Here is an 18,439-nt window from a genome sequence, read left to right on the forward strand (position 1 = left end):
CCGCGGTGCAGAGCGCATGGCAGGACCCCGGGACATGGGGGTTCCCCGGGGCCCTGGGCAGGTGGCGGCTCAGGGGGCGTACGTCGCCCGCTCCGCCGTGCGTACGACCGTCTGCCCGTCGGCCTGGCTGAGCAGCCCCGCGGCGACCCATGCGTTCACGGTGGACCGCACCCGTGTCACCAGCGCACCCTTGGCGGCGAAGGGCGCCCCGGCCCAGATCTCGTCCAGCAGCGTGGTGCCGTCGGACTTGGCGGGGTTGGCGACGCCGGAGTCGGTGTCGCCGAAGATCACCCTGGGTTCGGAGCGCCGGAAGTAGGCGTGCGTCGGGTCCTCGGTGCCCTCGAAGAACGGGGCGAACTCGGTGCCGTCGAGGGTGTGGTGAAGCGGCTTGCCGTTCACCGGGGTGAGCGAGGGCAGCAGGTCGCCGGACAGGCCGGCGTTGCGGTACAGGCCCAGCCGCAGGTAGCTCGTCGACGAGTCGCGGGCGACGAGATTGACCGGGCCGTGGAACAGGGTCTGCAGCGAGGGATCGTCGATCGCCTTCTCCACGCGCAGCCGGAACGGCATGGAGATCCGCACGGTGTCCCCGCCGCGCCACGTCCGCGACACGCTGAAGTAGCTGCCCGGCGTCGGAGTGCCGCTCACCGCGCTGCCGTTGACCGTCACCCGGAACCCGGCGGTGGCCCACGACGGCACCCGCAGCCTGAGGGCGAAGGCCGCGCTGCCGCCGCCGATGGTGAGCGTGGTGCTCTGCTCAAGCGGGAACGTGGTGCTCTGCGTGACCGTCACGCCCTTCTCCGCCCAGTCCAGCCGGGACGGGCTGTACAGGTTGACGTACAGCGCGCCGCCGTCGGCGGCCTTGAAGTACACCGAGTCCTGGTACTTGGTGGCGCTCTCCATGCCCGTGCCCTCGCAGCAGGTCGTGCCCTGCTTGGGCGTGTAGTCGCGCACATGGCCCGGCGTCAGCCCGATGAAGTACGTGACCAGCGGCTTCTCGGCGTCCGCCCGGTCCTGCTTGGAGCCGAGGACCTGGTTGTACAGGGCCCGCTCGTAGTAGTCCATGTACTTCGGCCGCTGCTCGTGGAAGAACAGCGTCCGGCTGAGCTTCAGCATGTTGTACGCACAGCACGTCTCGGCGTCGGTGGCGCTGATCGTGCCCGCGATGACGTCCCGTGCCTTCCAGAACTCACCGGTGCTGGTGCCGCCGATGCCGTACATGCGGTGCGGCACGACCATGCCCCAGAAGTTCCGGGCGGCGTCGAGATAGCGCTGCTCGCCGGTCGCGTCGTACAGCCGCAGATAGCCGGTGAAGATCGGTATGTGCTGGTTGGCGTGCAGCCCGTCGAGGATGTCGGTGTTCGCGGCGCAGTTGTCGATGAGCCGGTCGAGGTCGAACAGCTGGGCCAGCGCGAGGTGTTCGGGCTTGCCGGTGATCGCGTGCAGATCGCAGATCGCCTCGACGATGCCGCCGAACTCGCCGCTGGAGAACAGCCCCCACATGCGCTGCAGGGTGGCCTCGGGCAGCTTCGACAGCCGTGCGTACATCCAGTCGCACATGCCGGACGCGAGGTCGAGGGCGCGGTCGTCGTCGGTGGCGAGGTAGGCGTCCAACACGCCGCGGAGGATCTTGTGCGCGGTGTAGTACGGCGCCCAGACCTTGGTGTAGTCGCTGGTGGTCCTCGACTCCAGGTCGATGAACTGCGTCTCGGGGTACGCGGCCAGGAACCCGGGGTGGCTGGGCCCGCCCCAGGTGCGGCGCAGGGTGGCGGTGAGCCCGCGTCCGGAGGCGTCGGCGAACGTCCCGCCGGAGGTCTCGTCGAAGCCGTACGACGCCAGATCGCCGCGCCCGGCGGAGGCGTCCGCCGCCCGCCGGCCCTGCAAGTCGCCGATCTCGGCGGCGCTCAGGGCACGGGACCAGACGTTGAACTCGTCGTAGGCGCCCGCGAAGACGGGGTCGGTGGCGAAGTTGGAGCGGCCGAGCCAGTTGTTGGCGAGGGTGCCGAGGGCGGCCGGGGTGAGGGTCATCGCCGTGTTGCGGGCCACGGCCGTGCCGTTGACGTACAGCGTGCCGGTGCCGCCGGCGATGGTGACCGCGAGGTGGCTCCACTGGTTCAGCGGCAGCGGGGCGGTGCCGTCGAGGCCCTGTTCGCCGCCCGGTCCGCGGGTCGTGATGGCGAAGCGCGGCACACCGCCGGCGTTGCGGGCGGCCAGGTACAGGTACCGGGTGTTGTTGTCGCCGAAGTCGAAGACACGCGCCCAGTTGCCGTCGTGGGTGGGCTTGACCCAGGCGGACAGGGTGATCGCCGAGGCGCCCGCGAGGACGGCGGCGGGCAGATCGACGTACTGGTACGACCCGCGGACGTTCTCGGCGGCCGTGCCGAACTTCCCACCGACGCTCAGCACGGCCGGGTCCTTCCGCAGCGCCGCGCGCACCTCGGTCAGCGCCCCGACCATGGTGCGGATCCTGTCGATGAACACCTGCTCGCCGGTGCCGGCATACGCCTGCGACAGCATGGTCAGGAAGTGCCCGGTGTAGTGCCCGCGCAGATTCCCGTTGGCCTCACCGTCCAGCCCCTCCCAGCCGCCGGGCGCGACGGCGCCACCGGTGGCGAGCCCGGCGTTGGCGCGGAAGACCTGGAGCAGCCGGTTCACGTCGTAGCCGCGGGCGTGATCGAGCATCAACTGCCGTTTGTCCGCGAAGAGTCCGGGCCTGAGGGCCACGTCGTCGAGGGCGAAGGGCTGCACGGTCCAGGCGGCCGGGGCAGCGGCCGCCGCGGCCTGTGTCGCCTCAACGGCGGCCGCGGCCCGGCCGGTCGCCGGGTAGCCGATCGCGGGGGTCGCGGCGGCGAGGGCGGCGGCATGGAGAAGGGATCGTCTGGAGAGGGGCGGTGCCATGTGGTGCTCCTCCGCATGGGGGCTTTTGTTCGTTATGTCGAACAATGTGCGAGTAGTCGACCAGACGATAAGGAGGAGACGGGTGAGGGTCAACGGGGCCGGAGCGTTTTGATCGGAGTGGACCGTCAACTCGTCCGGCACAGCCAGTCGTACGCCGCCCGCGCCGCGGCCGCGCCGGGGGCCGCGTCCTCCACGACCACGCAGTCGGCGGGCGCGACCCCCAGTCGGCGGGCGGCCGCCAGGAAGACGTCGGGGGCCGGCTTGCCGCGCTCGACCTCGTCGGCCGAGACGACGGTGCGCAGGCGGGCGTCCAGGCCCGTGCCGGACAGGATCGCCGTGATCGCCTCCCGTGCGGAACCCGAGGCCACCGCCATCGGGACGCCCTCGGTCGCCAGCAGTTCCACGAACCTGCGCATCTCGGGGTACGCGCGCGTGGTGGTGCGGGCCAGTTCCAGGTAGCGGCGGTTCTTGGCGGCGAGCAGTTCGTCGACGGTGGCCCGAAGGCCGTACTCCCGCTTCCAGAGCGTGACCGTCTCCAGGGTGCTGATACCGACGTAGCGCTCGTGATCCGCCCAGGTGAAGTCGGGGACGCCGTGTTCGGCGAGGAGCCGGCGGCCCGCCTCGTAGTAGTTCGGCTCGCTGTCCACGAGTGTTCCGTCGAGATCGAAGATGACCGCAGTGCCGCCGAGACCGCTCATGGGGTCAGGATGTCAAAGGTCATCTCCGGACCGCGGCCCGCCCGATCGACTCCACCAGGGGCAGCAGCCGGTGCGTGACACGCTCACGCAGGGCCATCTCGGTGCGGGTGCGGACCACGCCGGGCAGGCTGATCAGCTTCTGGATCACGTCCTCCAGGTGGGCGTTGTCGCGGGCCACCACCCGGGTCAGCAGATCCCCGCCGCCCGTGATCGAGAAGGCCTCCACGATCTCCGGCACGGCGGCGAGCGCGTCGCCCACGTCGTCCAGATGACCCTGGGTGACCTCGATGTGCACGAACGCCAGCACCGGGTGGCCGAGGGCGGCGGGGGAGAGCGTCGGCCCCGTGCCGGTGATCACCCCGTCCCGCTCCAGCCGGTCCAGCCTGGCCTGGAGCGTGCCGCGCGCGACGCCGAGGACGCGGGCGTACTCGCGCACGCTGGTGCGGGGCTGCTCCAGCAGCAATCGCAGGATCCGGGTGTCGAGCTCGTCCACGGGCATGGTGTCCCGGCCTTTCTCCGCGTGTGGTCCGTTGGCTCGTCGATGGACGTCCGAGGACCGTTATGTCTGTGCCAATGGCCCAGCGTATTCGAGAGCACTTGAGCCAGTCTCCTCGGTGATGCTGCAATGGGGCGGTCGATGGCGCTGCGGAACCCCGCGGCGCCTTTTTCATGCCGGTTTTCCAAAGGGGCGGTGAGTGGTGCTGAAGAGGGTGTTCGTGGCGCCGGACCCGGGGCGGGCGCGGCTGCGCTTCGCCGTGCGGGCCGTGCTCGGCATCGGGCTCGCGGTGGTGGTGTGCGCGCTGGCCGGACACTCCCTGGTCGGTGCCGTCACCGGCGGGCTCGCCGCGCTGCTCGCCCTGTTCACGGTCACCGACGCCACGGTCCGCGGACAGGCGGTCACCACCGCGCTGCTACCCCTCGTCGGCCTGCCCGTCCTCGCGGCGGCGGCCGGGCTGCACGACCACCCGGTCGCCCGCGACCTCACCTTCCTCGCCGTCGTCGGCGCCGGCGTCTACGCCCGCCGCTGGGGGCCGCGCGGGCACAGCCTCGGCGTGTTCGCGTTCATGACCTTCTTCGTGGCGCAGTTCCTCCAGGCGACCCCGCGGCAGCTTCCCGAGCTCTACGCCGCCGTACTGCTGTCCCTGCTCACCGCCGCCGCGGTGCGGTTCGGGCTCTGGTGCTACGAGCGCCGGATGCCCCCGGCCCCCGTACCCGCGGCGCCGGGCGGCAGTGGACTGGCCCGGGTGACCACACGCCAGGCGATCCAGGCCACCGCCGGCGCGGGCTTCGCCCTCGTCGTGGGCCAGCTGGTGTCCGGGCAGCGCTGGTACTGGGCCGTCGGCGCCACCTGGTGGATCTTCGTCAACACCACCTCGCGCGGCGAGACCCTGGTCCGCGGCTTCCGCCGGGTCCTCGGCACCGTGATCGGCATCGGCCTCGGCCTGCTCGTCGCCGTCCCGCTGGAGGGCGCGGGCGTGCCGACGGCGGTGCTGCTCACCGTCTGCGTCTTCGGCATCTTCTACACGGCCGCCGTCTCGTACACCTGGATGATGCTCTGCGTCACGGTCCTGGCCGAACTGCTCTACGGCCTGCTGGGCGTCCTCGACCCCGCCCTGCTGGCGCTGCGGCTCGCCGAGACCGGTGTCGGGGCGATCGGCGCCGTCCTGGCCGTGCTGTTCGTCCTGCCCGTCACCACCCACGCCATCACCGACACCTGGATCCAGCGGGCTCTGCGCTGTGTCCACGCGGCCACCGCCGAGGCCGCCGCCCGCCTCGCCGGGGACGAGACCGCGGACCCGGCCCCCCGGGTGGCCGAACTGGAGCAGTCGCTCGCCCGGGTACGGCTCTCGCTGGCCCCGCTCGTGCACCCGCTGAACCCGATGCCGGCCCGCAAGCGGCGCGCCCGCCACGTCCTGGCCCTGCTCGACGACTGCGCCCGGGAGATCCGCGGCCTGGTCGCCGTCGCCGCCGACCCCGAGGCCTCGCACGACGCCCGCCTGGCCGCCGCGTGCTGGCGGGTCGAGGCCGCCGTCGAGGCCCTGACCGGCGGCGCGGACATGACCGCCCCCATCGCGCAGCCCACGGCGACGGACCCCGCGCTGGCCCATCTGCACGGCCTGGAGCGAGCGCTCGTCGAACTCGCCACACCACTACGAGCACCGTCGGGCTCACCGCTCGTCGGCGCCTGAGGGAGCCGCGCGGCCGTTTGGTCTAGTCGGCCGGCTGGGGGGTGGGTCAGGCCGTGTGCCTGGTGACCCCGCATCGGATCCATCGGGCCGCGAGTCGAATCCATGTCCGAATTCGCCACACGCTGCGAGCGCCGTCGGGCTCGCCGCTCGTCGGCGGCTGAGGGCCTGCGCGGTACCGCCTTGAGCAGCCGGTTGGCCTTTGTCGGCCACCTGAGGGTGGAGCAGGCCGTGTGCCTGGTGACCCCGCACCCGACCCGCCGGGCCGCGAGCCGAAACCATGTCCGAACTCGCCGACGATCAGGCGACCTTGGTCTAGACCGATGATGATCCGCTGCTACCGTCGGCCCGGACGGCACCCGACCGGAAGGGGACAGCGTTGGCAGACGTCGACAGGCGGGGGAGAAGGGCCTACATCGGGTCGTTCACGGCGGCCGGAGGTCATGGCATCACGACGGCCTCGGTGGCGGACAACGGAGCGCTGACCGTCCTGAGCGGCGTGCGCGATGTGCCCGACCCCGCGTACCTGGCCCTGTCGCCACAGGGCGACACGCTCTACGCGGTCAGCGAGACGGCCGAGGGCGCGGTGGCCGCCTACCGCGTGCACGCGGGCAAGCCGGAGCTGCTCGGATCGCCGGTCCCGGTGGGCGGCAGCGGCCCCACGCACCTGAGCCTGTTCGCGGGCCACGTCCTGACCGCCAACTACGGCTCCGGCAGCGTCACCGCCCTGTCCGTGCGCCCCGACGGCACCCTCTCGGACACCCCGCCCATCGTCCTGCGGCACACCGGCTCGGGCCCGCACACGCCGCGCCAGCAGGGCCCGCACGCCCACCAGGTGCAGCCCGACCCCAGCGGCCGCTGGGCCGTCAGCGTCGACCTGGGCACCGACTCGGTGCGGGTGTGCACCCTGGCCGACGGCACGTTCGAGGTACACCGCGAGAGCGCCCTGCGCCCCGGCTCGGGCCCCCGCCACCTGGCCTTCCACCCGCACGGCCGGTACGCCTACGTCGTCAACGAACTCACCCCCACCGTCACCGTCTGCCACTGGGACGCCGACGACGGCACACTCAAGCCCTTGGCCGAGGTCCCGGTGCTGCCGGACGCCCCGGTCGGCGACGCCTACCCCTCGGGGATCGTCGCCTCGCCCGACGGCCGCTTCGTGTGGACGGCCACCCGCGGCGAGGACGTGCTGTCCACCTTCGCCGTCCAGGGCGAGGAGCTGCGCCTGGTCGCCACCGTCGCCTGCGCCGGTCACTGGCCACGCGCGCTCACCGAGGCGGGCGGCTTCCTGTACGTCGCGAACGAGCGCTCCGGCGACGTGTCCTGGTTCGCCGTGGACCCGGACCGGGGACTTCCGCGCCACGAGGGCTCGATCGAGGTGCCCGCGGCATCCTGCGTGGTCATCGGCCCGGACGCCGACGAGGTGTGACCGCATGCCGAAGGGCCCGCTCCTCGCACGGGAGCGGGCCCTTCGGCGTTACGGCGGTGACGTGCGAGTCAGCGGACCGGCGTGCCCTGCGCCTGCTGCGGGGTGATGCCCAGCGCCGTCGTGTACTTCGACAGGGCGAGCTTGCCGATCGCCGGGTACGGGCCGAGCGGCTCGGCGGCGGAGCAGCCCGCCTCCTGCGCGGCCTGCGCGATCAGGCTCGGGTCGATCTCCGGCCCTATCAGGTACGGCGCCAGCGCCAGCTGCTGCGAGCCCGAGGACCGCAGCTGCTCGGCGACGGCCGTGATCGAGCCGTCCTGGTCCAGGGCCGCAGCCATCACCGGCACGGCCAGACGCGCGGCGAGCAGCATGCCGGTGATCCCGGCCGCCTGCACGGCCTCCTCGCCACCGACCGAGGCCAGGATGATGCCGTCCGCGGCGGTGGCCACGGTGAACAGGCGGGCGCGGTCGGCGCGGGCCAGACCGGCCTCCGACAGGCGCACGTGCAGCGCCTCGGCGAGCAGCGGGTGCGGGCCGAGCACATCGGTCAGGTCGGCCGCGACACGGCTGTCCATCACGGCCTGGCGGATGACGCGCAGCAGCGCGCCGTCCGGGCCGGCGAGCAGCGGCACGACGACCGCGACGGGGCCCTCGGGCTCCTTGGCGTCCACACCCGCGGCGAGCGCCTGCTCATAGCGGGCGGTGCGCTCCTCGGCGGCGTGTACCAGCACCGACTGGAGCGTGGGGAACTCCGCGTCGTCACCGTCGACGTACCCGATCCGGGCGTCGAGGCCGGGGAGCTCGGAGCGGGCGATGCTCACGACCTCCTCGGCGAGGCCACGGGTCGCGGCGCTCGGCGTGCCCGGCACCGCGAGGACGAGCGCGGGCGCGCCCTCGGGAGCCGCCAGGGGCTCGGGTCGGCGGTGCCGCCCGGGCTGGCGGGGGCGCGGCATTCGTACTGGCAGGCCGGACGCGGGCCCAGTGGGGGAGCTCATGGCGCCGCATGTTACTGGTTTCCTGGGCTCCCCTGTTCGGGGAGGGTGCAGGTGAGCGGTATCCGTCCGCTTTTGTCTGATTGAGTTACATGCGGTGCGGAACCATCTGACGTAGGTGGATCAGTCCCTCCGCCCGGTCACCACACAGAGCATCGCCTCGTCACTCGGCAGCGTCAGCGCGCCCGCCGTCAGATCCGTCGCGATGCGCACCGACCCCTCCAGCGGATCCCCGGCGGCCGGCACCCGCCGTGCGTGCGGCAGCCGCTTCGACAACTCCTTCTCCAGAGGTACGGCCAGCGCGGCACCCATGTTCAACAGGCCACCGGTCAGCGCGACTTGGGGTTCCCCCGAGGCCGGGCAGACGGCGGCCGCGGAGTCGGCCATGTGCCGTGCGGCGGCGCGCAGGATGTCCGCGGCCACCGCATCGCCGTCGGCGCAGGCGGCCACCTGGGGAGCGAAGGAGGCGAGGACGGCGGGCCGGTCCGGGCGTGGATAGAGCCTGCCGGGCAGTCCGCGCACCGGCCCGAACAGTTCCTCGGCGCGGGCCAGCAGTTCGGCCGACCCCTCGGCCCGCCCGTCGTACGCCCGCATCGCCGCCTCCAGCCCGGCCCGCCCGATCCAGGCACCGCTGCCGCAGTCGCCCAGCAGATGCCCCCAGCCGTCCGCCCGGCGCCAGCGCGTCAGGTCGGTGCCGACCGCGATCAGCCCCGTACCGGCCGCGATCACGGCACCGGGCCGGGGCCCGAGGGCGCCGACATAGGCGGTGACGGCATCGGCGGCCAGGGCAACCCGCCGGATGCCGAACTCCCGCTCCAGCGCGGCCGGCAGCTCGGCCCGCAGACCGTCCCCCAGACTGGCGAGCCCGGCTGCCCCGACGGCCACCGCACCGAGCCCGGCGATCCCGCCCTCGGTCATCGCGTCGCGCACCAGGGGCACCAACCGCTCCATGAAGTGCCCGGCGTCGATACCTCGTTCCCCGGTGCGCACGGGCTCACGGGACTCGCGACGGGCCAGCACACCGCCGTCGACCGTACCGACGGCGATCCGCATGCCGGAGCCGCCGGAGTCGACCGCGAGGAAGCCGGCGGCGCCGGTCACGGCAGGCGCCAGTCCACCGGCCGGCCTCCCTGGCCGACCAGGAGGTCGTTGGCGCGGCTGAACGGGCGGGAGCCGAAGAAGCCGCGGTCGGCGGACATGGGGGACGGGTGCGCCGACTCCACCGAGGGGAGGTTGCCGAGCAGGGGGCGGAGGTTGCGGGCGTCGCGGCCCCAGAGAATGGACACCAGTGGCTTGCCGCGTGCGGCGAGGGCACGTATGGCCTGCTCGGTGACCTCCTCCCAGCCCTTGCCGCGGTGGGCGCCCGGCTTGCGCGGGGCCGTGGTGAGCGCCCTGTTGAGCAGCAGCACGCCCTGCTGGGTCCACGGCGTCAGATCGCCGTTGGACGGCTGCGGCAGCCCCAGGTCGGTGTTCAGCTCCCGGTAGATGTTGATGAGGCTGCCGGGCAGCGGTCGCACCTCGGGCGCCACCGAGAACGACAGCCCCACGGCATGTCCGGGTGTCGGGTACGGGTCCTGTCCGACGATCAGGACCCGTACGTCGTCGAAGGGTTGCTGGAAGGCCCGCAGAACGTTCGGCCCGGCCGGCAGATAGGTGCGTCCCGCGCCGATCTCCTGGCGCAGGAAGTCGCCCATCGCGGCGATCCGTTCGGCGACGGGTTCCAGGGCCTTCGCCCAGCCCGCTTCGACGATTTCATGCAAGGGTCGTGGTGCCACGGGCGTCACCCTACTGCCGCACGGGCAGCACTGATCAACCAGTGGCCAAGGCCGGGCGGTAAGCCGCGACCGCTCATGCGACCACCGCGGCCCTGACGCACAGCACGTCCGGCAGATGCGACGCGAGCTGCCGCCAGCTGTCGCCGTCGTCGGCCGAGGCGAAGACCTCGCCGTTGCGATTGCCGAAGTACACGCCCGCCGGGTCCGCGTCGTCCGTGCACATCGCGTCGCGCAGCACCGTGCCGTAGTGGTCCTCCTGCGGCAGCCCCGCCGACAGCGGTTCCCAGCTCTTGCCCGCGTCCGCCGTGCGGAAGACACGACAGCGGTGGTCGGCCGGGACGCGGTCCGAGTCGGCGTTGATCGGGAAGACGTACGCCGTCTCGCCGCGGTGCGGGTGTGCGGCCGCCGCGAAGCCGAAGGTCGACGGCAGGCCCTCGCCGATGTCCGTCCAGTGCGCGCCCGCGTCGTCGCTGCGGTACACGCCCCAGTGGTTCTGGAGGTACAGCCGGTCCGAGTCCGCCGCGTCCTGTGCGATTTTGTGGACGCACTGGCCGAACTCCGGGTTCGGGTCCGGCAGGAACACCGCGGAGACCCCGGAGTTGGACGGCGCCCAGCTCGCACCGCCGTCGGACGTCCTGAACACCCCCGCGGTCGAGACGGCGATGGTCACGGCCCGCGGGTCGCGCTTGTCGGTGATGACGGTGTGCAGGCCCTCACCGCCGCCGCCCGGCACCCATTTCGACCGGGTCGGGTGCTCCCACAGCGGGCGGACGAGCTCGAAGGTCTCGCCGCGGTCCTCGGAGCGGTACAGCGCCGCCGGTTCCGTGCCCGCGTACACCACGTCCGGCTCCGCGGCCGCCGGGTGCAGCTGCCACACCCGCTCCAGCGAAGCCTCGGTGTCCTGCGGGAACTTGACGGCCGGCTTGGCTGGTTCGGTCCAGGTGCGGCCCAGGTCGTCGGAGTGGAACACGGACGGGCCCCAGTGCGCGCTGTCGCCGCCGGCCAGCAGCCGGGGACGCTCGCCCCGGGTGTCGATGGCGACCGAGTACACGGCCTGGGCGTTGAAGTAGGGACTCTCGTCGAACTCCCAGGTCTCACCCCTCCTCCGCCCGATGAACAGGCCCTTGCGTGTACCCACGGCGAGCAATACCTCGGTCATGCCGATCACCTCCGCGACGCCTTTGTCTCAGACACGGGCCAGTCTGCACCCCGCCACTGACAGTCACCTCTGGAAAGGGTGACGTCGCAGGTCAGGACGGCGGTGACAGCCCGGCGCCACGAGCCGCGGGGCCCTTGCACCGAACACGGCCGACCGGGGTCCGTGACGCGTGCCACCGTCGACTCCGGCGGGTGTCGTGAGCATCCGCCCGCCCTGTGCCGTATGGGAGGGAGGTCGGTGCGGCATGTTCGTGTGCTCATGAGGAGGAAGCCCTCGATGGCGTTCCGTGGTCCGAAGGTGTGGCTGTGGCGGTGGCGGCGCAATCCGCTCAAGCGCCGGGCCGACGCGGTGGAGGCCTGGGTGCTGCTCGCCACCTGGGTGCTCACCGTGCTCGCCGGAGTGCTCGCCGGGCTGACGACGGCCCGCACGGTGGAGCAGGGCATGGCCAGGGAGCGCGTCGAGTGGCGGCCCGTGGTGGCCCTGCTCGCCGAGCAGGCGCCGGGCACGTCCGACGCGCGTTCGCGCACCACGACCGCCGAACAGGTGTGGGCCAAGGTCCGCTGGAGCGCGCGGGACGGCTCCACGCACACCGGCCAGGCCCGCGTCCATCCCGGCAGCGGCGTCGGCACGCCGGTCACCGTCTGGACCGACCCCCAGGGCCGCCTGGTGACCAGGCCCGCCACCCCCTCCGAGGCCCGCACCCGGGCCACCCTGGTGGGCGGCCTGGCGGGCGTGTGCGCCGCGTTCGTCCCGTTCGTGGCGGGCCGGGCGCTCCGCAGCCGCCTGGAGAGCCGGCGTATCGACCAGTGGGGCTACGAGTGGGCGCGGTTCGGACCGCTGTGGGGCGGGCGGATGCGGGGCACCGGTTGACGCGCACCGGCACCCGGCACCGGCACCGGCCCCTCGGTGCCCGCTCGCTCGGCGCGGCGATCTCACCCGTGATCCGGCAGCGCCCTTTCCGGAATCGGGTCTACGTCGGTCGTGTCGGGCAGTGTTCTGATGGTGTGCCTGTAGTGGTGGCGGTGCTGGGGCGTGTGGGACGGGCACCGTCGGCGGCAGTGGTCCCTTGGTGCCTGCTCGCTGCGCGTGGCGATCTCACCCGTGATCCGGCAGCGCCCTTTCCGGAATCGGGTCTACGTCGGTCGTGTCGGGCAGTGTTCTGATGGTGTGCCTGTAGTGGTGGCGGTGCTGGGGCGTGTGGGACGGGCACCGTCGGCGGCAGTGGTCCCTCGGTGCCTGCTCGCTGCGCGCGGCGATCTCACCCGTGATCCGGCAGCGCCCTTCCCAGGATCCCGTCCACGTCGGCCCCGTCGGGCAGTGTCCCGAACGCGTGCCCCCAGTCGCCGCCGAGGCGGGTCGCGCAGAAGGCGTCGGCGACCGCCGCGGGGCAGTGCCGGACCAGTAGGGAGGCCTGGAGGGCCAGGGCCATCTGCTCGACCAGGCGACGGGCGCCGGCCTCGGAACCGGCGGCGAGCATGCCCTTCAGCCGGGTGACCGCCGCGTCCAGCCGGGCGTCCGCGCCCCGCGCCGACGCCAGTTCGGTGAAGAGCGCCTCCGCCGTGCCCGGCTCCCTGCTCAACGCCCGCAGCACATCGAGGGCGTTGACGTTCCCCGAGCCCTCCCAGATCGACAGCAGCGGAGCCTCACGGTAGTGGCGGGGCATGCCCGACTCCTCGACATAGCCGTTGCCGCCCAGGCACTCCAGGGCCTCGGCGGTGAAGGCCGGACCCCGCTTGGTGACCCAGTACTTGCCGACCGCGGTGGCGATCCGGCGGAACGCCGCCTCGGCCCCGTCCGCGTCGGCTCCGCGCACCGTTCGGTCGGCGGCTCCGGCCAGCCGTAGCGTGAGCGTCGTGGCCGCCTCGGACTCCAGCGCCAGGTCGGCGAGGACGTTGCGCATCAGCGGCTGGTCGATCAGCCGGGCACCGAACGCGCTGCGGTGGCCGACATGGTGCCCCGCCTCCACGAGCGTCTTGCGCATCAGCGTCGCCGACGACATCACACAGTCCAGCCGGGTGCAGTTGACCATCTCGATGATCGTCTTGACGCCCCGCCCCTCGGGCCCGACCAGCCAGGCGACGGTCCCGTCGAACTCGGGCTCGGAGGACGCGTTGGAGCGGTTGCCCAGCTTGTCCTTCAGGCGCTGGATGCGGAAGGCGTTGCGGCCGCCGTCCGGCAGGACGCGCGGCACGAGGAAGCAGGACAGGCCACCCGGAGCCTGGGCCAGCACCAGGAAGACGTCGCACATGGGCGCCGACGTGAACCACTTGTGCCCGCGCAGCGTGTACACGCCGGGCTCGGCGGTCGGCCACGCCGTGGTGGTGTTCGTACGGACGTCGGAGCCGCCCTGCTTCTCGGTCATCCCCATGCCCGCGAGCAGGCCCCGCTTCTCGGTCGGCACCCGCAGCCCGGGATCGTACTCCCGGCTGGTCAGCAGGGGCTCGTACACCTTCGCGAGCTCCGGCTGGCGGCGCAGCACGGGGACGGCGGCGTACGTCATCGACGTCGGACAGCCGTGCCCCGCCTCGGTGTGCCCCCACACCAGCCCGCCCGCCGTGCGGGCGACATGCGCGCCGGGCCGCTCGTCCGCCCAGGGCGCCGCCGCGAGGCCCTCGGCGACCGCGACCCCCATCAGGTGGTGCCAGCTCGGATGGAACTCGACCTCGTCGACGCGATGGCCGTACCGGTCGTGCGTCCGCAGCTCGGGCTCGTGGCGGTTGGCCTGCTCGCCCCACTCCTGCGCCTGAACGCTCCCGGCCCGCAGGCCGAGCCGCCGGACCTCCTCCTCGGCCCATCCGGCGCCTTCCCGGCGCAGCCCTTCGAGCAGCGCCGTGTCCTCCGACGCGTCGTACGGCGTCAGAGGCGGGGGCTGGTTGGTGACGTCGTGCGTGGCGTACTGCCCGGACTGCTCCTGCGCGGGTATCGAGACCATGCGCCCATGTTGCATCACCGCTGCGGTTGCAGCAATCCTGTAATACGCCGGATCGGCACGTAAGGTACCTGGCCATGCGCAACAACGCGGCACTGACGGCCGACGAGGTGGAGCTGCGCCCGCTGTCCGCCCGCTCGGTGGTCCTGAGTCTGCTGCTGGGGCTGCATCCGCCCGAGCTTCCGGTGAAGGACCTGGTGGGCGCGGTGGAGCCGTTCGGGATCGCGGGATCCACGCTGCGGGCCGCGCTCAGCCGGATGGTGGCGGCCGGCGACCTGCGCCGCGCGGACACGGTCCACCGGCTCAGCGACCGCCTCCTGGAACGACAGCGACGCCAGGACGACGCCGTCCACCCCGAGACCCGGCCCTGGGACGGCGACTGGGAGATGGTCGTCGTCACGGCGACGGGCCGGAGTGCCGCCGAGCGCGCGGAACTGCGCACCGAGCTGACCCGGCTGCGGCTCGCCGAACTCCGCGAGGGCGTCTGGCTGCGACCGGCCAACCTGCGCCGCGCCCTGCCGGACGGTCTGCGCGACGTGGCGCAGTGCTACACGGCCCGTCCCGACCGCCCAGCGCGGGAGCAGGCCGCGGACCTGTGGCCCCTGGACGCCTGGGCCGACACGGGGCGCGCCCTGCTGGCCCATGTCGCCGCCGCCCGCCGCCCGTCGGAACGCTTCACCGGCTTCGCGGCCGTCGTACGGCATCTGCTCGCCGACCCGGTGCTGCCGGCTCGACTCCTCCCGCCAGACTGGCCCGGCGAGCCGCTGCGCACCGCGTACGCGGACTACCGGCGGGAGCTGGTGGAGGACGTACGCGCGCGGGGCCGTCAGGAATGACGGCGGCCTTCGGGAACGACGCGAGCGGCCGCACGAAGCGCCGTGCGGGGACGCTTCGGACGGCCGCCTTCACCGTGGGGGGCTACCGGAGGGCGCGGGCGATCACCTGTAGGTGATGTCCGAGCTGGAGTACCGGCAGTTCGTGCTGTCCGGGCCCGTACCCACGGCGTCGTTGTTGTTGTACTTCTGGCAGGGGATGACCTTGCGGCTGGAGTCGTTCAGGATCGTGATGCCGCGCAGCGTCGCCACGTCGTCCCGGTTGACGTTGATGCCGACGAGGCGGGCCGTGGACCCCGTGCCGGTCACCTCGATGTTGCTGAGATTGACCTTGCGCGTGTGCTGTGTGGAGCAGTCGCCGCACGAGCGGTACAGCGTCTTGAACTCGCTGACCGCGAAGTTGGAGATGTTCACCGTGCCGGGCCCGTTGTGCTGGAAGACCTTGTCGGCCGCCTTCTTGGCGCCGCCGCCGGTGACGGTGTAGGTCGAGCCGCCGCGGAAGGTGGCGGCGTCCTCGCCGACGTCCTCCCACCACACGTTCTGCAGGGTGCAGTTGCCCTCGCAGTGGATGCCGTCGGCGCCGGGCGCGCCGATGATGACGTTCTTCAGCGTCGCGCCGGCCGCGAGCTTGAAGATCGGGTCCTGGCCCTCTTCCTGGCCGTCGCCGGCCAGGTCGCCGCTGCCGTAGTAGCGGACCATGCCGCCGTCCCGTACGCCGGACACGTCGATGGTGGAGCTCACCGGCTGGCTGCTGGTGGGCCTCGGCCACGTGGCGGCGCTCGCCGGCGGTGCTCCGACTGTCGTGATCATGACAGACGAGAGCCCGAGTGCGGCCAGGCCGCCGGTCAGTGCGCGCCGGCGGGCGCGGGGATTCGCTGGGGAAGTCATGTCCCGATGCCTTCTTCCGGTTGGGGGGTGGTCAGAGCTTTCCGGCGCCCGCGCCGGACGTCACCGAGGCGACGACGCCGGACGCGGGCTCCGCGGTGTAGCTGTAGGGCGGCGTGGTGAAGCTGCCGGACTGCGAGATCTCGGTCGCGGCTCCACCGAGATCGTTGCCGCGCAGATTGGCGTAGCCGTCCTCGTCGCTGCTGCGGTTGGTGGTGACGGCGAGCTTGGTGTCGCGGAAGACGTTGTTCTCCACGAGCATCTGGGCGCCCATGCGCGAGTGGCAGGCGGTGTCCGCGCCGGCCACGTAGTTGTTGTAGAAGTGCCCGGTGCCGAAGCGCAGGCTGGGGATGCGCGAGTAGACGTCGCTGAACTGGTTGTGGTGGTACGTCACCTTCAGGTGCCCGGTGTCCTCGCTCGCGTTGTTGTCGCTGTGGCCGACGAGCGAGCCCTTGAAATGGTCCTTGAAGGTGTTCCAGGACACCGTCACGTCGTCCGAGCCGTGATTGATGTCCAGCAGGCCGTCGTAGTAGTCCTTGTCGTGATCACGGTCGGCGGAGAAGGAGTTGTGGTCGATCCACACCTTCGTCGACGCCTGGACCGTGATGCCGTCGGCCGGCGCCACCGGCTTGCTGATGTTCAGGTTGCGTACGACGACGTTGGAGACGTTCTTCAGGCGCAGCCCGCCGCCGGTGAACCCGGACGACGAACCCACGCCCAGCACCGTGGTGTTGGAGCCGACGTCGACCTGACCGCTCAGCGGGATCAGTCCGCTCACCCGGACGACCTTGGCCGAACTGCCGGTCACCGCCGCCTTGAAGGCGTCCAGCGTGGAGACGGTGACCGCCGAGGCGCTGCCGCCGCCGGTGGTCCCCGCGCCGAAGCCGATCGGCGAGGTCTCGGCGGCCCCGGCCGGCTGCGGCAGGGCGAGGGCGACCGCGGTGGCGAGGGCGGCCGCGGCGGCTGCCACCGGCGCGGTTCTTTGCGGGCGTGCATGTGGGGGGAGAGTTCGCATGCGGGTGCGTCCCTTCGAGAGGAGCGACACGATCATGTACATGAACTTTGTGCGTCATGTAGAACGCCGCGCGCGGGCAGTGTGGCCCTGTGGGGGTGCGATGATGCGGCTCGGTCACACTGCTGAACGGAACGTAGGGGGCAAGCGCTTTCTAGTCAACGCTTTGCGCAGAAGAATTCGGTCAGGCCTACTGGAGGCGAGGGCTCTCGGGGGTACTGGCCGTGGGAGCGCTTCCATGCTGAGCGTGTCCATGCCACGATGCCCTCTCGTCGCACTGCCCGCACCACGTCCACGAGCCGCGACCAGAAGGGACAAGGACGTGCCCACCCCCCTCCGCACGACCGTGAGAAGACCGCTCCGGACGCTGTTGGCCGCCCTCCTGCCGCTGCTCGCGGCACTCCTCGCCGCCGCCCCCGCGGCCGCCGCCCGCACCGAGGCCGCCGACGCGGTCCCCACCGCGACGCTCACCGAGGTCACCGACTTCGGCACCAACCCCAGCGATCTGCGGATGTACGTGTACGTGCCGGACAACGTGAGCGTCGACCCGGCGGTGCTGGTGGCCGTGCACTGGTGCACCGGCTCCGGCCCCGACATGTACAACGGCACCGAGTACGACACCCTCGCCGACCAGTACGGCTTCATCGTGCTGTACCCGTCCGTCACCCGCAGCAGCAAGTGCTTCGACGTCTCCTCGCCGCAGGCCCTGAAGCGGGGCGGCGGCAGCGATCCGGTCGGCATCAAGTCCATGATCGACTGGGTCACCGACACCTACGACGCCGACCCCCGCCGGATCTACGCCACCGGCATCTCCTCCGGCGCGATGATGACCAACGTCCTGCTCGGCGACTACCCCGACGTGTTCGCCGCGGGCGCCGCATTCTCCGGCGTCCCCTTCGGCTGCTTCGCCACCACCGACGGCTCGGAGTGGAACAGCGCCTGCGCCCAGGGCACGGTCACCCGCACCGCGCAGCAGTGGGGCGACATCGCCCGCGCCGCCTACCCCGGCTACACCGGGCCCCGGCCGCGCATGCAGCTCTGGCACGGCACCGAGGACGACGTCCTGCGCCACCCCAACCTAGGCGAGATGATCAAGCAGTGGACGAACGTCCAGGGCGTCGCCCAGACCCCGGCCGCCACCGACACACCCCAGACCGGCTGGACCCGCACCCGCTACGGCGGCACCGGTGACCGGGCCCCCGTCGAGGCGATCAGCCTCCAGGGCGTCGGCCACAACCTGTACAGCTACGGCATGGCCGCCCGCGTCCTCACCTTCTTCGGCCTGGACAGCGGCGGCCCCGCCCCCCAGCCGCAGCCCGGCGCCTGCAAGGTGACCGCCACGACCAACGCCTGGAGCACGGGCCTGACCGCCTCCCTGACCATCACCAACACCGGCACGACGCCGGTCAACGGCTGGCGGCTCGGCTTCACGCTGCCCGCCGGCCAGACCATCACCAACGGCTGGGGAGCCACGTACGCCCCGGCCTCCGGCGCGGTGACGGCGGCCAGCGCCTCGTACAACGCGGTGCTCGCGCCAGGTGCGAGCGTCAGCGTCGGCTACCAGGCGAACCACACCGGGAACGGCGCGGCGCCGGGCGCCTTCACGCTCAATGGGACGGCCTGCGCGGCCGGCTGATCGCCCCGGGCCG

14 protein-coding genes and 1 pseudogene are annotated in these 18,439 nt (G+C 72.4%); 5 read left to right on the forward strand and 10 right to left on the reverse strand.

Annotation, left to right across the window (positions count from 1 at the left end; translation table 11 throughout):
* Positions 1-69: 69 nt before the first annotated feature.
* The 3 genes and pseudogenes from IM697_RS17780 to IM697_RS17790 form a co-directional block, all read right to left on the reverse strand.
* Positions 70-2,895 (reverse strand): beta-L-arabinofuranosidase domain-containing protein, encoded by a 2,826-nt coding sequence (locus IM697_RS17780; protein WP_194048667.1) that lies wholly within the window; start codon positions 2,893-2,895, stop codon positions 70-72.
* 152 nt (positions 2,896-3,047) lie between these two features.
* Positions 3,048-3,593, reverse strand: a pseudogene (locus IM697_RS17785) (HAD family hydrolase); the annotation flags it as partial.
* A 19-nt stretch (positions 3,594-3,612) separates the two neighbouring features.
* Positions 3,613-4,092: an Lrp/AsnC family transcriptional regulator gene (locus IM697_RS17790; RefSeq protein WP_194048669.1), complete on the reverse strand. Its 480-nt coding sequence runs from the start codon at positions 4,090-4,092 to the stop codon at positions 3,613-3,615.
* Between the two features lie 199 nt (positions 4,093-4,291).
* On the opposite strand from IM697_RS17790, the gene IM697_RS17795 reads away from it, so the two are divergent.
* Both IM697_RS17795 and IM697_RS17800 read left to right on the forward strand, forming a co-directional pair.
* On the forward strand, positions 4,292-5,782 hold the full coding sequence (locus tag IM697_RS17795; protein ID WP_194049757.1) for an FUSC family protein: 1,491 nt from the start codon (positions 4,292-4,294) through the stop codon (positions 5,780-5,782).
* A gap of 376 nt (positions 5,783-6,158) precedes the next feature.
* Positions 6,159-7,208, forward strand: a complete 1,050-nt coding sequence (locus IM697_RS17800; protein WP_194048670.1) for a lactonase family protein — start codon at positions 6,159-6,161, stop codon at positions 7,206-7,208.
* 68 nt (positions 7,209-7,276) lie between these two features.
* Here IM697_RS17800 and IM697_RS17805 read toward each other — a convergent pair whose 3' ends face one another.
* The 4 genes from IM697_RS17805 to IM697_RS17820 all read right to left on the reverse strand — a co-directional run bounded on the left by IM697_RS17805 (position 7,277) and on the right by IM697_RS17820 (position 11,131).
* Complete coding sequence (locus IM697_RS17805) at positions 7,277-8,200, reverse strand: sirohydrochlorin chelatase (RefSeq protein WP_194048671.1); 924 nt, start codon at positions 8,198-8,200, stop codon at positions 7,277-7,279.
* Positions 8,201-8,320: 120 nt separating this feature from the next.
* The gene (locus tag IM697_RS17810; RefSeq protein WP_194048672.1) at positions 8,321-9,298 is read right to left on the reverse strand and encodes an N-acetylglucosamine kinase; all 978 of its coding nucleotides are present in this window, start codon (positions 9,296-9,298) and stop codon (positions 8,321-8,323) included.
* The gene (locus tag IM697_RS17815) at positions 9,295-9,972 is read right to left on the reverse strand and encodes a uracil-DNA glycosylase (RefSeq protein ID WP_194048673.1); all 678 of its coding nucleotides are present in this window, start codon (positions 9,970-9,972) and stop codon (positions 9,295-9,297) included. The genes IM697_RS17810 and IM697_RS17815 overlap by 4 nt, the downstream gene beginning before the upstream one ends.
* Before the next feature lie 73 nt (positions 9,973-10,045).
* Positions 10,046-11,131 carry a WD40/YVTN/BNR-like repeat-containing protein gene (locus IM697_RS17820; RefSeq protein ID WP_194048674.1) on the reverse strand — a complete coding sequence of 362 codons (1,086 nt, stop codon included), beginning with the start codon at positions 11,129-11,131 and terminating at the stop codon, positions 10,046-10,048.
* A 276-nt stretch (positions 11,132-11,407) separates the two neighbouring features.
* Here IM697_RS17820 and IM697_RS17825 point away from each other — a divergent pair, with 276 nt between their 5' ends.
* Positions 11,408-12,001, forward strand: a complete 594-nt coding sequence (locus IM697_RS17825) for an Rv1733c family protein (protein WP_194048675.1) — start codon at positions 11,408-11,410, stop codon at positions 11,999-12,001.
* Positions 12,002-12,389: 388 nt separating this feature from the next.
* On the opposite strand, the gene IM697_RS17830 is transcribed toward IM697_RS17825, so the two are convergent.
* Positions 12,390-14,063, reverse strand: coding sequence for an acyl-CoA dehydrogenase family protein (locus tag IM697_RS17830; RefSeq protein ID WP_194048676.1), 1,674 nt, complete (start codon positions 14,061-14,063; stop codon positions 12,390-12,392).
* A 74-nt stretch (positions 14,064-14,137) separates the two neighbouring features.
* Between IM697_RS17830 and IM697_RS17835 the strand changes: the two genes are divergently transcribed.
* Entirely contained in the window at positions 14,138-14,896 is a 759-nt protein-coding gene (locus IM697_RS17835) for a PaaX family transcriptional regulator C-terminal domain-containing protein (RefSeq protein ID WP_194048677.1), read from the forward strand.
* Positions 14,897-14,998: 102 nt separating this feature from the next.
* On the opposite strand, the gene IM697_RS17840 is transcribed toward IM697_RS17835, so the two are convergent.
* Both IM697_RS17840 and IM697_RS17845 read right to left on the reverse strand, forming a co-directional pair.
* The gene (locus IM697_RS17840) at positions 14,999-15,781 is read right to left on the reverse strand and encodes a pectate lyase (RefSeq protein WP_194048678.1); all 783 of its coding nucleotides are present in this window, start codon (positions 15,779-15,781) and stop codon (positions 14,999-15,001) included.
* A 31-nt stretch (positions 15,782-15,812) separates the two neighbouring features.
* Positions 15,813-16,793, reverse strand: coding sequence for a pectate lyase family protein (locus IM697_RS17845; RefSeq protein ID WP_194048679.1), 981 nt, complete (start codon positions 16,791-16,793; stop codon positions 15,813-15,815).
* Positions 16,794-17,112: 319 nt separating this feature from the next.
* Between IM697_RS17845 and IM697_RS17850 the strand changes: the two genes are divergently transcribed.
* The gene (locus tag IM697_RS17850; RefSeq protein ID WP_228044727.1) at positions 17,113-18,426 is read left to right on the forward strand and encodes an extracellular catalytic domain type 1 short-chain-length polyhydroxyalkanoate depolymerase; all 1,314 of its coding nucleotides are present in this window, start codon (positions 17,113-17,115) and stop codon (positions 18,424-18,426) included.
* The last annotated feature ends 13 nt before the right edge of the window (positions 18,427-18,439 follow it).

The organism is Streptomyces ferrugineus (genome assembly GCF_015160855.1).
Lineage (GTDB): Bacteria > Actinomycetota > Actinomycetes > Streptomycetales > Streptomycetaceae > Streptomyces > Streptomyces ferrugineus.

Bases quoted from the DNA above. Each gene is read 5' to 3' on its own strand.
- IM697_RS17820 (WP_194048674.1), bottom strand. From the start codon at position 11,131: ATGACCGAGGTATTGCTCGCCGTGGGTACACGCAAGGGCCTGTTCATC.
- IM697_RS17805 (WP_194048671.1), bottom strand. From the start codon at position 8,200: ATGAGCTCCCCCACTGGGCCCGCGTCCGGCCTGCCAGTACGAATGCCG.
- IM697_RS17825 (WP_194048675.1), top strand. From the start codon at position 11,408: ATGGCGTTCCGTGGTCCGAAGGTGTGGCTGTGGCGGTGGCGGCGCAAT.
- IM697_RS17835 (WP_194048677.1), top strand. From the start codon at position 14,138: ATGCGCAACAACGCGGCACTGACGGCCGACGAGGTGGAGCTGCGCCCG.
- IM697_RS17840 (WP_194048678.1), bottom strand. From the start codon at position 15,781: ATGACTTCCCCAGCGAATCCCCGCGCCCGCCGGCGCGCACTGACCGGC.
- IM697_RS17845 (WP_194048679.1), bottom strand. From the start codon at position 16,793: ATGCGAACTCTCCCCCCACATGCACGCCCGCAAAGAACCGCGCCGGTG.
- IM697_RS17790 (WP_194048669.1), bottom strand. From the start codon at position 4,092: ATGCCCGTGGACGAGCTCGACACCCGGATCCTGCGATTGCTGCTGGAG.
- IM697_RS17780 (WP_194048667.1), bottom strand. From the start codon at position 2,895: ATGGCACCGCCCCTCTCCAGACGATCCCTTCTCCATGCCGCCGCCCTC.
- IM697_RS17830 (WP_194048676.1), bottom strand. From the start codon at position 14,063: ATGGTCTCGATACCCGCGCAGGAGCAGTCCGGGCAGTACGCCACGCAC.